The organism is Roseovarius indicus, assembly GCF_008728195.1.
Lineage (GTDB): Bacteria > Pseudomonadota > Alphaproteobacteria > Rhodobacterales > Rhodobacteraceae > Roseovarius > Roseovarius indicus.
Window position 1 is genome coordinate 1327520 of the sequence record NZ_CP031598.1, and the last position, 12742, is coordinate 1340261.

Below are 12742 nucleotides of genomic sequence, written 5' to 3' on the forward strand. Positions count from 1 at the left end.
TGCGCGTATCAAGCCATGGCGGTGGCAAGCGATGGATAGCTTTCGGCCAAGCCTGGAATGCCCGCCTTTTGCACCGCGCCGCCCAGTGTTTCGTTCGGCAGCCAAGCCGACAGCCGGCTGCGAAGATCCAACAGCGCCCTCATGTCTATACCGGTGGAAAGCCCCTGCGTTTCCAGCAGGTAGACGGTATCTTCCGTGTCGATATTGCCCGTGGCGCCGGGCGCGAATGGGCAGCCGCCCAACCCTCCCAGCGAGGCGTCAAAGCGGCGGATGCCGGTCTCGACAGCCGCCATGACGTTTGCAAGGCCAAGACCGCGCGTGTCGTGAAAATGGGCGGCGACCGGGGTGCTTCCCGTTTCGGCCAGGACTGCGGCGAATAGCCGGCGTACCCTCAGCGGGTCGGCATAGCCCACGGTATCGGCGATCATGATCTCGTCGGCCCCGGCCTCGACTGCTTCCGCAACCAGCCGCAAAACATCGGCTTCCGCGACCTCACCCTGCAGGGTGCAGCCAAAGGCCGTGGCGATGCCACAGCTCAGGGCCACCTTCCCCTCGAGCCCACGGCTCCGGCGCTCGGCGGCCACTGCGCGAAAGGCCTCTACGGCTTCCTGGCGGGTGCGACGCACATTGGCGCGGCTGTGCATCTCGCTGGCCGAAATGACGTAGTTGATCTTGCCAATCCCGAGGTCATAGGCGCGCTCGGCCCCCTTCAGGTTGACGGCGAGGGCAGAGGCGAGCGTGCCCGGTACCTCGAGCGCGGCCGCAGTCACGGCGTCGGCATCGGCAAACTGGGGAATGACATGCGGGGGGACGTAACTTGTGACTTCGATTTCCGGCAGGCCCGCGCCGGCCGCGGCTTCGATCCATTCCAGCTTGAGCTCAGTCGGCAGGACATCTTTCACCAGCTGCAATCCGTCGCGCAGCCCCACTTCCCTGATACGAACGAGATCGGCCATGCGCCTATTTCCCCTCGAATTTAGGTGGGCGTTTCTCGTTGAATGCGGCGGTTCCCTCGTGCCTGTCCTGCGTATGGATCAGCCGGTAATAGGCCTCGATCTCGAAGCTGAGACCGTCCGACAAGGACATGTTCACCCCCTTCCGGATAGATTGCTTCGCCTGGTTGACGGCAAGCGGGGCATTGGCCGCGATCCGGTGGGCCACATCAAGCGCCGCTTGCATCAGTTCGGCGCCGGGCAGCACACGGTTCACCAGCCCCCATTCATGGGCCTGCGCGGCGTCGAAGGTGCCGCCGGTGAGGATCACCTCGGTGGCCCGCCGGGTACCCATGGCGCGGGGCAGGTTCTGCGTCCCCCCCGCTCCTGGAATGATGCCGAGCTTGACCTCGGTCTGGGCAAAGCGGGCGGTGTCGGCCGCGTAGATGAAGTCGCAACAGGCGGCAATCTCGCAGCCCCCGCCGAACGCCGCGCCGTTGACCGCGGCGATGATCGGTATGGGGCAGGCGATGATCGCCCGCGCCATGCGTTCGAAAACGAGGTGTTGCGCCGTCCATTCCTCGTCGGTCATGCCAAGCCGCTGCTTGAGGTCCCCGCCTGCGCAAAAGGCCTTGTCACCATCGCCCGTCAGCACGATGCAGCGCGCGCCGCAATGGTCGAGCTGATACCCCTCGAACAGGGAACACAGGTCCAGACCCATCTGCGTGTTGAGGGCGTTCCGCGCCTCTGGCCGGGTGAGGGTCACGACATCGACATGGTCACCATGCCGCGCAAGGGTGAGGGTTTCGTAGCTGGTCATATGTCATCCCGTTTCAAAGCGGCGAGGTCGGCCAGCCAGGCGTCGACCGGCATGTCGCTGTCCAGAGCAAGCCCGGCCTCGAAAGTGGCCCGCGCCGCAGAGCGCGATGTTCCGGGACGAAACCGTGACAGGCAATCGTGCCACTTGTCCAGATGGTCGTCGGGCAGGATGGGGTCTTCGGGCGAGCCCGGCGAGGTCGTGCAGGTGGCCTCGGCGGTCGATCCGTCGCGCAAGGTCAGGGTAACGGTTACAGGGGCTGAGCCGACGTCTCCGCCTCGCTGTGACCGGCCCTGTCGTTCAACCAGTTCCACATCGCCGAAACGGGCGCGCAGGGCAGGGCGGTCGACGGCGGCCTGGGTGAAGCTGGCCAGGTTGACCCGCCCGTCCGCCAGGCTGGCCACAACGGCATATGGGCCACTGAAAAGGGCCTCCAGCGCTGTCGTCGGGCGAGGGTGAATGAGCGGGCGGGTTCCGCCCGCTGGCATGTCCACACGGGCCGAAACCATGTCGTCCAGCGTAATGCCCTGTGCCTGTAACGACAGGGAAGCATGGATCATCCGGTGCAGCATGTAGCAGCAGGGATAGCGCTTCAGCTCGAAGCCGGGCGTTTCGATGACGAAGGGCGTGCCGAGGGTGACGTCGCCCGGCCAGGTATCGGTATGGCCGCCGGAAAAGGCATTCAGGAAGCCGTTGGTTTCGAAAGGCTCCCGCGATGCTTCAACCCCGGCCGCGGCCAGTGCTACGGCGCGAAGGCCGCTTTCCGCGGCAAGCCCCACGTGCAGTGACTTGACCGGCGTTCCGAAGTTTCGCCGCAGTCCCGACGACATACTGGCGGCAATGGCCAGAGATGCGGTGGTGCACGCGTGATCCTGGCCAGTCAGCCGGGCGACGGCCGCCGCCGCGCCAAGCGTTCCAAGGGTTCCGGTGGCATGAAAGCCCAGGTCATAGTGCCGGAAGCCAAGCGCCTCGCCCGTCCGGATCAGGACCTCTGTGCCGACGCAGACCGCGTCGATCAGGTCGCGCCCGGTCGTGTCGTGGGGCATTGCCGCGAGACAGGCGGCGAGGACCGGAGCCGTGGGATGGCAGATCGCGAGCATGGACACGTCGTCGTAGTCCAGAACATGGGATGCCATCCCATAGAGGCGCGCGGCGTCGTCGCGCCGCAGCATCCCGCCGGACCAGAAGTCACGAACGGCGTCCGCGTTCTCTGAGCGTTGCAGGGTTGCAGCCAGCCGGCCTACGGCGGGCTCGGTTCCGCCGGCGAGCATCACGGCCATGGTGTCGATGATCGAGGAAACGGCCCGTGTCCGGGCAATGCCGGACGGCTTGGCCGAAACCACGAAATGCGCCATTCGGCCGGTGGCTCCGGCTGTGGCCGGGCTCTCGGGGCGCTGGGCTGTCGATTGCACTGTCATGTCCTGGTCTCCTGTTCGTGCTACCCGATGATCCCGCTGTCGCGCAGCCGGGACACCTGGACCTCGTCGAGGCCCAGGCCGGAGATGATCCGGTTGGTATCGGCACCAAGGTCTGGCGGGGCAGACCGGGCGTGGGGCCGTTGCCCGTCGGCCCGTATCGGCAACCCGACGACCTGGCCGCCGGTGCCGGGCAGTGTTTCCAGAAGCCCGACCGCATCGACCTGCGGGTCGTTCACGATCTGCGAGACATCGTTGATGAGGGAGCAGGGCGCCCCCTCGGCCCGCAATCGGCTGACGATCTCTTCGCCATTCATGGCAAGCGTGCTTTGCTGCAACGCCTCTTTCAGCGCAGCGCGATTGGCCACGCGCGACGGGTTGTCTGCAAAGCGCGGATCCTCGGTCAGGTGCATGCAGCCGAGTCCGCGGCACACGCAACCGAAGAGCCGATCGTTGCCGGCCGCGATGAAGACATAACCATCCTTGCAGTGATAGACTTCGTAAGGCGCCGCCATCGCGACACCGGAGCCGAGACGTTTCTGTACCTGACCGGATACGAGGTAGCTCGAGATGACTATCGACATCCAGCCGATGCCCGTGTCGAGAAGGCTGGCCTCGACGGTGCAACCCTCTCCGGTACGGGTGCGGTTCAGCATCGCCGCCAGTACCCCGAGAGCGGCCCAGATGCCGGTGCCCAGGTCGACGATCGAGACGCCGGCCCGAACGGGTTCGTCGCCATCGTGACCGGTCACGCTCATGATGCCGCCAAAGGCCTGGATCAGGGGGTCATACCCCGGGAGCGACCGCAGCGGGCCGTTCTGGCCGAAGGCGCTAATCGCGCAATAGACAAGCTTCGGGTTGGCCGCGCGCAACTCGTCCGCTCCAAGACCCGCCTTCTCGGCGCTTCCAGGCTTGAGCGAATGGACCAGGATATCGCAGTCGGCCGCGAGGCGCCGCAATAGATCCTGACCCTCGGGGGTGGACGTGTCGACGCAGATGCTCTGCTTGTTGCGGTTGAGCGCGGAAAACGTGGCCGAGCGCCCGTCGTCTCCGATCGGGCTCCAGGCGCGGGTGTCGTCGCCCTTGCCGACACGTTCGACCTTGATGACCTCCGCGCCGAAATCGGCCAGGATCTGGGTCGCGAACGGACCGGCCACGTTTTGCGTGAGGTCGAGCACGGTGCAGCCCTTGAGAACGGTATCCAGCATCAGGGGCCTTTCAGTATGACCGCGGCAGGCCAAGCACATGCTCGGCGAGGTAACTGAGGATCAGGTTGGTCGATATCGGCGCGACCTGGTAAAGCCGGGCCTCGCGAAACTTGCGTTCGATGTCGTACTCTTCGGCAAAGCCAAAGCCGCCGTGGAACTGTACGCAGGCTTCGGCGGCCGCCCACGAGGCTTCGGACGCGAGCATCTTGGCGAGGTTCGCCTCCTCGCCGCAGGGTTCGTTTGCCTCGAACAGGTCCGAGGCGCGTTCGACCATCAGTGCGGCGGCCTGGGTTTGGGCATAGGCCCGCGCGATCGGGAACTGCACGCCCTGGTTCTGGCCAATCGGGCGGCCGAAGACCTCACGCTCCTGCGCATAGGCAATGACCTTGTCGAGAAACCAGCGGGCATCGCCGATACATTCGGCGGCAACGAGGATGCGCTCGGCATTCATGCCCGACAGGATGTAGCGGAAGCCTTTGCCTTCCTCCCCGATCAGGTTTTCGGCGGGAACGGGGACATTGTCGAAGAACACCTCGGTCGTGGAGTGGTTCATCATCGTGCGGATCGGCCGGATCGACATTCCCGCGTCGCGCGCGGCCTGCATGTCAAGCAGGAAGATCGACAGACCATCTGTTTTCCGGCCAACGTCCGAGAGGGGCGTCGTGCGCGCCAGCAACAGCATCAGGTCTGAGTGCTCCGCACGCGAGGTCCAGATTTTCTGGCCGTTCACCACGTAATCGTCTCCGTCCCGAACGGCGGTGGTGCGCAGGGCGCCGGTGTCGGTCCCGCTGGTCGGCTCGGTCACGCCGAACGCCTGCAAGCGCAACTCGCCCGACGCGATCCGGGGCAGGTAGGTTTGCCGCTGCTCGTCGCTTCCGTGTCTGAGCAATGCTCCCATGATGTACATCTGCGCATGGCATGCGGCGCCGTTGCAGCCGGTTCGCTGGATTTCTTCCATGATGGCGGATGCGGCGGGCAGGGGCAGGCCGGCCCCCCCGAATTCCTCGGGAATGAGGGCTGCAAGGTATCCGGCGTCCGTCAGCGCCTGAACGAACTCGGACGGATAGGCCATGTCACGGTCCTTGTCCCTCCAGTAGCTGCCGGGGAAGCGCTCGCAGACTTTCCTGACGCCCTCCCTGATCTCAGGAAAGGTTTCTGCAATGGGCATCATGTCCTCCCTTGTGCCGCTGTATCGGCGGCACATCTCGCTGTTTATATTTATTCGAACATAAAAATTCTGCCGAGTCGAGATTGATTGCCGGTAAAAAATTTATATTCGAACAAATATGGTGAAAGCCGGTCATGTCGCGCCGCGCGGAGGCAGGATTCTTCCCGAACAAAGCTGAGCTTGACATGCATCAATGCTGAGCGGCCTCGCACCCGTACACTGCACCTCGAAAGGGGTTTCGTCATGGGCGCAGTGTTTCGCACACAAGGCCTGAGCAAGGTCTACGACACCGGCGATCTGAAGGTCAGGGCGCTGGATGGCGTCGACCTCGAACTGTTTTCCGGGGAACTCGCGGTGCTTCTCGGCCCATCGGGCAGCGGAAAGTCGACCCTTTTGAACATTCTCGGCGGACTCGACCATGCGTCGTCGGGCAAGGTCTGGTTCCGGGATATGGATCTGTCGGCCATGAGCGACCGGGACCTGACGCTCTATCGCCGTAATCACGTCGGCTTCGTGTTCCAGTTCTACAACCTGGTCGCCAGTCTTACGGCGCGAGAGAATGTGCACCTGGTTACCGACGTGGCGCCGAACCCGATGCGCGCCGAGGATGCCCTGGCGCAGGTCGGGCTCGATCATCGCATGGACCATTTCCCGGCTGAACTTTCCGGGGGCGAACAGCAAAGGGTGGCTATCGCACGGGCGATCGCCAAACGGCCGGAGGTTCTGTTGTGCGACGAGCCTACGGGTGCACTGGATAGCAAGACCGGTGTTCAGGTGTTGGAGGTTCTGCGCGACGTCAATGACAGGCTGGGCACCAGCACCGTTGTGATCACCCACAACGCCGCCATCCGGCAGATGGCGCACCGGGTGGTTTATTTTCTCGACGGGCGGATCGACCGGATGGAGGTGAACGACGCCCGAATGGCACCTTCCGATATCAGCTGGTGAGGTCAGGGTATGCACGCGCTTGACCGCAAGCTGTTGCGCGACTTCCGCCGCCTCTGGGCCCAGGCTCTGGCCATTGCGCTGGTGCTGGCCTGCGGCGTCGCGATCCTGCTGACCACGTTTGGCACCTATATCTCGCTAGAGGAGACGCGAACCGCCTATTACGAGCGCAACCGTTTCGCCGACGTCTTTGCAGATGCCACGCGCGCGCCACGATGGCTGTTGCGCGACATTCGCGAGATCGAGGGCGTTCGCGCGGCCGACGCCCGGATTGCGGAATTTGCCGTGCTTGACGTGCCGGGGCGCGAGGAGACTGTGACCGCGCGCATCTTGTCGCTGCCGGCGGGCGGCCCCGGGCACCTCAACACTCCGATCCTGCGGCGGGGCCGTTTGCCGGCGCCCGGCGCTGTCGACGAGGTCGCCGTGAACGAACCCTTCGCGGAGGCGAACCACCTGGGCCCCGGCGATACCTTCCTTGCCAATCTCAACGGGCATCAGCGCGAGCTGACACTGACCGGTACGCTTTTGTCGCCCGAGTTCATCTACACCATAGGCCCGGGCGCGCTGATGCCGGATAACGAAACCTTCGGCATTCTTTGGATGCCGGAAACCGCGGTCGCCGCCGCCTTCGACATGGAAGGAGCGTTCAATAACGTGACGCTCAAACTCAACCGCGGCGCCAGCATCGATGACGTGATTGATCGCCTCGACGATCTGCTCGATCCCTATGGCGGGTTTGGTGCCTACGGCCGTGATGTACAGATCTCCAACAGTTTCATCGAGTCCGAGCTTGAGCAGCAGAAAACCGCGGCGATGATCCTCCCGCCGATTTTCTACGTGATCTCGGCTTTTCTCGTCAGCATGGTGATTGGCCGGATCATCGCCCTTGAACGCAGCGAGATCGGCTTGCTCAAGGCGATCGGCTATTCCGACGTGGAAATCTGCGTGCACTACCTCCTTCTGGCGGTTCTGATTGCCATGGCGGGCACGCTTATCGGCTGGGGCGCGGGAACGTGGCTGTCGCGGGCGCTGGCCCGGCTTTACGCCAGGTTCTTCGATTTCCCCTACCTGATCTACAATCTAAGCTATTCCGCCTATGCGCTTTCGGGGCTTCTGGCGGTGGCCAGCGCGGCGCTGGGGGCGGCGCGCAGTGCACTGCGGGCGGCCCGCCTGCCGCCTGCCGTTGCCATGGCGCCGCCCGCGCCGCCAAGGTTCAAACGCACGCTCTTCGATCGGATGGTGGCGGCGCTGCACCCGACACAGCCGGTGGTGATGATCCTGCGCAGCCTGATGCGCTGGCCCGTCAGGTCGGCCTTTACCGCGCTGGGGCTGGCGCTTGCCGTTGCCGTACTGGTGGCGACAAGCTTTTTCCCCGCAGCGCTGAACGAGATGATAGCCACCACCTTTGACCGATCGAACCGGCAGGACGCCATGCTGATGTTCGAACCCGACGTGCCGGAAACCGCGCTTGCCGCCGTCGCGGGCCTGCCGGGCGTGCTGCGGGCCGAGGGGCAGTATTACCAGTCGGCTGTGTTGCGCCATGCCCATCGCGAAAAGGATGTCGCCATCGAGGCCCGCCGCCCCGGAGCTGACCTTGCCCGCATCATCGGCGCAGATGGGGAGGTGGTTGATCCGCCGCCGCATGGTTTGTTGCTGTCGCGGCGGCTTGCCGGTCAGCTTGTCGTCGGGCCAGGCGATGTCATCGAGATCGAGCTTCTCGGCGGCGTCAACGAAACCCATGAGGTGCCCGTGGCCGGAATCGTCACGCAATATGTTGGCCTGGGGGCCTATATGGACGTTGAAACACTCAGCCGCCTGTTGAGGCAGGCACCGCGCATTTCGGTGGCCAACCTCGAGGTGGACACCGGCGCACTTCCGGAGTTGCACAAGGTGCTCAAGGATACCCCGGAACTGAGCGGGCTGATCATGCTCAACAAGATGCAACGCTCTTTCGAGGCGACGATCCGTGAAAACGTCACCATCATGACTACGATCTACATGACCGTGGCCGTGATGATCACAATCGGCGTGGCCTATAACGGCGCCCGCATTCAGCTGTCGGAGCGCGCAAGGGAGTTGGCCAGCCTGCGCATATTGGGATTCTCGCGGGCTGAGGTGTCGTTCATTCTCGTCGGGGAAACCATGCTTCTGGCGCTGGTGGCGCAACCCGTAGGCTGGCTTCTGGGAGCCGGCATAGCCGGTGCGCTGGCGCATGGGTCCGCGAGCGATCTTTATGAAATTCCCCTGATCCTGAAGCCGGCGGGCTTCGCGCAGGCCAGTCTGGTGGTGTTGGGGGCTGCGCTGGTATCGGCGCTTGTCGTGCGCCGCAGGCTCGACCGGCTCGATCTCGTGCAGGTGATGAAAACACGTGAGTGAGGATGAGTCATGAAAACAAGAACTGTTGTACTCACGGCATTCGGTATCCTGACGGCAGGCATGCTTGGCGTTGTGGCGTTTCGGACAGATCCGGTTCCGGTGGACCTTGTAGAGGTCACTCGTGGGCCGATGCAGGTGACTGTCGATGTCGAGGGCAAGACGCGTATCACCGAGATCTACGAAGTGGCGGCGCCCATCCGGGGCGTGGCGCGACGCTCGCCGGTTCGGGTGGGCGACGATGTCAGGGCGGGGCAAACGGTCGTTGCCATCCTCGATCCGGCCGCGTCAGACCCGCTTGACCCGCGCAGCCGGGTTCAGGCCGAGGCGGCGGTGCGTGAAGCCGAGGCAGGTCTGCACATGGCCCGCAGCAACCTTCGCAAGTCCAGAGAGGAACTGGACCTTTCAGAGAGCGAATTCCGCCGGGCCAAGGAACTGGTTGACCGTGGTGTGGCCTCGCTGACCCGTTTGGAAAATGCCGAGCAGACCCTGGGGGCCCGGAGGGCGGCGCTGGAAGCGGCGATTTCGAACCTGGAAATGGCCAAGGGGGCGCTTGACCGGGCCCGGGCGACGTTGATCGAGCCGAGTAATGCCGTACAGTCTTCCGGCGATTGCTGCCTGAAGATCACCGCGCCGGTGGACGGTCGCGTTCTCAAGATCGAGGCCGTGAGTGAGCGGCCGGTCGCTGCCGGGGCGCATCTGCTTTCGGTCGGGCAGCCTGATGACCTCGAGATCGTGGCGGATGTGCTGTCGACCGATGCCGTCCGCCTAGCGGTCGGAAACCCGGCCCGGGTCGAGCGGTGGGGTGGTGATGGCGCGCTTGACGCTGAACTGGTCGAGATCGAGCCCACCGCCTACACGAAGGTTTCGGCGCTTGGCATCGAGGAGCAACGCGTGGACGTGGTGTTCAGCCTGCTCACGCCCGTAGATCGGCGTTCCTCCCTCGGGCATGGTTTCTCGGTCTTCATGCGGGTGGTGGAGTGGCAAGGGAATGACGTCCTCCAGATCCCGTTGAGTGCGCTGTTCCGGCAGGACAAGACATGGGCGGTTTTCGTGGCCGAAGGCGGCGTCGCTCGCCTTCGCACGGTCGAGGTTGGCCGGATGAACGATCTTACGGCCGAGATCCTTGGTGGCTTGGCGGACGGAGACCGGGTGCTTGTCCATCCCAGCGACAGAGTTGACGACGGTACACGGATCGTGCAGCGGTCGGAGGGTTGAGCGGCGAATGGCGCGGATGTCGCTCCGTGGGCGTATGGGCGTGGCGCCTATACGCCTCCGCAATCAAGTGCCGGGGGCGCGGAACCAAATGCCCGAAGGCGCCGGCGTTGCCCTGTGAACTGGGTTTTGACTACCAGATGCCCGATGCTCAAGAACCGCTTTTTGAATGAGTGTCTTGTCGCACTCTTCCGAAGCTGGCGGAACGCGTAGCTTTCTCGAAAAAAGACGCATCAGCCAGTCGGTTCAGCGGTCAGCCGATGCCTCTTGCCAGGCCGGTGAACCACAGATGCAGGCAGTCGGACCTGTGCAGTCGAGGGGACTTCTCACTTGATCAACACTGCTTGAAAGTCGTCAGCGCTCCCGTTGAAGTAGCTCGCGTCGACCTTGCCGGTGACCCCGGAAAGATCGAAGGAATCCGTGTACTGCCAAATCGTCCAGTCGTTCCAGCCATCCGGGATTTCTGGGTGGTCCACGTTGTAATCGGCAATCCAGAGCCGCTTGCCGGGCAAGCTTTCCTTCATCGCATGATCCCAGAAATTGGGACCCGTATAAATGATTGGCGCATGGCCGTAATGGTCCTCGAGCTTGCCGAGGAACGTGTCGAAATCCTTCAGCAGGTCATCGTCGATCGGGGCTGCGATATGCTCGATATCAACGATGGGGGGAAGGTCACCCGCTTTCAGAGTGACGTTCGAAATGAACCATTCCGCCTGCTTGGCGGGGTCGTCGTCGGTTTCGTAGTAGTGGTAGGCGCCACGCACGATACCTTCATTTCCGGCAGACCGAAACCGATCGACAAAGGTCGGGTCGAGCCAGTCCAGACCGTCGGTCGCCTTGAGGATCACGAAGAGTGGAGACGCTTTGCCGATCTCCGACCAGTCCGTCACCTCGTTGTGGTGCGACAGGTCGATGCCGGTCTTGAGCGCCGCATCGTCGGCCCAGGCCGATCCGGACACGAGCAGCAGTGCCAGGGCCGAAACGAGGGCCCGTCTTAAGTCAATCATTTCAGGCCTCTTTTCTGGTTCTTGCTCGAAAGTCGAAGACACGCACGGCGCCGCCTGGCGGAGCTTTCGACCCTGGTGACGTTCTACTCGTTTCTTTTGAAACCGCCAAGCGGCGGAACGGCGGAGGCGAAATTCACGTCCTCGGCAGTATCACCATCCACGACACTCAGTATAACTAAATGTAAAATAAAACAAAGCAATTGACAGAAAATGAAATCTGGAAAAGGGTCGCCCCATCCGAAGTCTGCAGTACGGATTCGGAAAATTGGCTTGGGACAGGTGCGGATCCGTTCTGAGCTCAAAGACCTAAAAGACCGCTCCGGCACGGCGAAGCCAACGGTTCGGTGCCCACCGAAGGCGAGCGGGAAAGTAACGAAGGATCAAGATGGAGCTCAGCGAAAACCGGCTGCTACAAAGGTTGGACAGGCTGTCCGAGTTCACCGAACCCGGGCGCCCCTGGACACGCCGCGCGTTCACCGACCGCTATGCGTCGGCAAGGGATTGGCTGCGGAAGGAAATGGAGCAGGCCGGCCTGACCACGCGCATCGATGCCGGTGGCAACCTGATCGGAACGCTTGCCGGTTCAGAACCGGGGGCGGGCATTCTTGCCAGCGGCAGCCACATAGATACCGTCGTCGACGGTGGAAGGTATGACGGTATTCTTGGCGTCGTTGCCGCACTGGAAGCTGTGCAAGCCATCCATGAAGCCGGTGAGACGCCTCGCCACACTCTCGAGGTGATCGACTTCCTGTCGGAAGAACCCAGCGACTATGGGGTTTCCTGCGTCGGGAGCCGGGCCATGGCTGGTAATCTCCCCGCCGACCTTCTGGAGTACACCAACTCCTCTGGCGAGAGGCTTGGGGAGGCCATCAGGCGGGCAGGCGGCTCACCTGAGAAGCTAGATGGCGCCCTGCGGCGCGAGGGTGAACTGTCAGGTTTCCTGGAACTGCACATTGAACAGGGCCGGGTTCTGGAATCCTCCGGCACGCAAATCGGCGTCGTGACCAACATCGTCGGGATACGGCGCTACGAGATTATCATCAGCGGGCGTGCTGACCATTCTGGCACGACTCCGATGAACCTCCGGCAGGACGCACTTGTCGGCGCATCACGGATCGTGGAGCGGGTAAATACGCAAGCGAAGGAACGGCAGTCGTCGAACGGCTACCTTGTGGCAACCGTCGGCAAGATCAGCGTCCGCCCGGATGCCGCCAACGCCGTTCCGGGTGAAGCCCGGCTTACGGTCGAGGTGCGAAGCGACAGCCAGGATCGGCTGGATAACTTCCTCGAGCCCCTGATCAAATGGGCCGAGGACGCTGTTTGCCGGAACGACCAGTTGCGGATCGAGGTACGCCCGCTCAGCGCCTCGCATCCGACCGATTGCGCGGAACCCATCGTCAACACGGTGGCCGAGGCCGCCACTGAACTCGGTTTCAGTTCGATGAAAATGCCGAGCGGCGCCGGTCACGACGCCGCCCACATGGCGCGGCTCTGCCCGACGGGGATGCTCTTTGTGCCCTGTCTGGATGGAAGAAGCCATTGCCCGGAAGAGAGCATCACGATGGACGATGCGCTCAACGGTGCCCGGGTTCTGCGCCGGGCGCTGCTCTCACTGGATTGCACGGCACCGCAAGGGGTCGCGCAAGCGAAATAGTCACGGAT

10 protein-coding genes are annotated in these 12742 nt (G+C 63.4%); 4 read left to right on the forward strand and 6 right to left on the reverse strand.

Annotated elements, in window-relative coordinates; all coding sequences use genetic code 11:
• Positions 1–8: 8 nt before the first annotated feature.
• The 5 genes from RIdsm_RS06175 to RIdsm_RS06195 are packed head-to-tail and all read right to left on the reverse strand — an operon-like array spanning position 9 to position 5540.
• Positions 9–956, reverse strand: a complete 948-nt coding sequence (locus RIdsm_RS06175) for a hydroxymethylglutaryl-CoA lyase (RefSeq protein ID WP_057814537.1) — start codon at positions 954–956, stop codon at positions 9–11.
• 4 nt (positions 957–960) lie between these two features.
• Entirely contained in the window at positions 961–1752 is a 792-nt protein-coding gene (locus RIdsm_RS06180; protein ID WP_057814539.1) for an enoyl-CoA hydratase/isomerase family protein, read from the reverse strand.
• On the reverse strand, positions 1749–3167 hold the full coding sequence (locus tag RIdsm_RS06185; RefSeq protein WP_082647306.1) for an MmgE/PrpD family protein: 1419 nt from the start codon (positions 3165–3167) through the stop codon (positions 1749–1751). Before RIdsm_RS06185 ends, RIdsm_RS06180 begins: the two co-directional genes overlap by 4 nt.
• A 20-nt stretch (positions 3168–3187) precedes the next feature.
• Positions 3188–4372 carry a CaiB/BaiF CoA transferase family protein gene (locus RIdsm_RS06190; protein WP_057814543.1) on the reverse strand — a complete coding sequence of 395 codons (1185 nt, stop codon included), beginning with the start codon at positions 4370–4372 and terminating at the stop codon, positions 3188–3190.
• A gap of 10 nt (positions 4373–4382) precedes the next feature.
• Entirely contained in the window at positions 4383–5540 is a 1158-nt protein-coding gene (locus tag RIdsm_RS06195; protein WP_420854110.1) for an acyl-CoA dehydrogenase family protein, read from the reverse strand.
• Positions 5541–5783: 243 nt separating this feature from the next.
• On the opposite strand from RIdsm_RS06195, the gene RIdsm_RS06200 reads away from it, so the two are divergent.
• Genes RIdsm_RS06200 through RIdsm_RS06210 form a run of 3 tightly spaced genes read left to right on the forward strand, consistent with a single transcriptional unit; the run spans position 5784 to position 10076 of the window.
• The gene (locus tag RIdsm_RS06200) at positions 5784–6488 is read left to right on the forward strand and encodes an ABC transporter ATP-binding protein (protein ID WP_057814547.1); all 705 of its coding nucleotides are present in this window, start codon (positions 5784–5786) and stop codon (positions 6486–6488) included.
• Between the two features lie 9 nt (positions 6489–6497).
• Positions 6498–8861 (forward strand): ABC transporter permease, encoded by a 2364-nt coding sequence (locus RIdsm_RS06205; RefSeq protein ID WP_057814549.1) that lies wholly within the window; start codon positions 6498–6500, stop codon positions 8859–8861.
• A gap of 9 nt (positions 8862–8870) precedes the next feature.
• Complete coding sequence (locus RIdsm_RS06210) at positions 8871–10076, forward strand: efflux RND transporter periplasmic adaptor subunit (RefSeq protein ID WP_057814551.1); 1206 nt, start codon at positions 8871–8873, stop codon at positions 10074–10076.
• A 323-nt stretch (positions 10077–10399) separates the two neighbouring features.
• Here RIdsm_RS06210 and RIdsm_RS06215 read toward each other — a convergent pair whose 3' ends face one another.
• On the reverse strand, positions 10400–11080 hold the full coding sequence (locus RIdsm_RS06215) for a glycoside hydrolase family 25 protein (RefSeq protein ID WP_057814553.1): 681 nt from the start codon (positions 11078–11080) through the stop codon (positions 10400–10402).
• A gap of 385 nt (positions 11081–11465) precedes the next feature.
• Between RIdsm_RS06215 and RIdsm_RS06220 the strand changes: the two genes are divergently transcribed.
• Positions 11466–12734 carry a Zn-dependent hydrolase gene (locus tag RIdsm_RS06220; protein WP_057814555.1) on the forward strand — a complete coding sequence of 423 codons (1269 nt, stop codon included), beginning with the start codon at positions 11466–11468 and terminating at the stop codon, positions 12732–12734.
• The last annotated feature ends 8 nt before the right edge of the window (positions 12735–12742 follow it).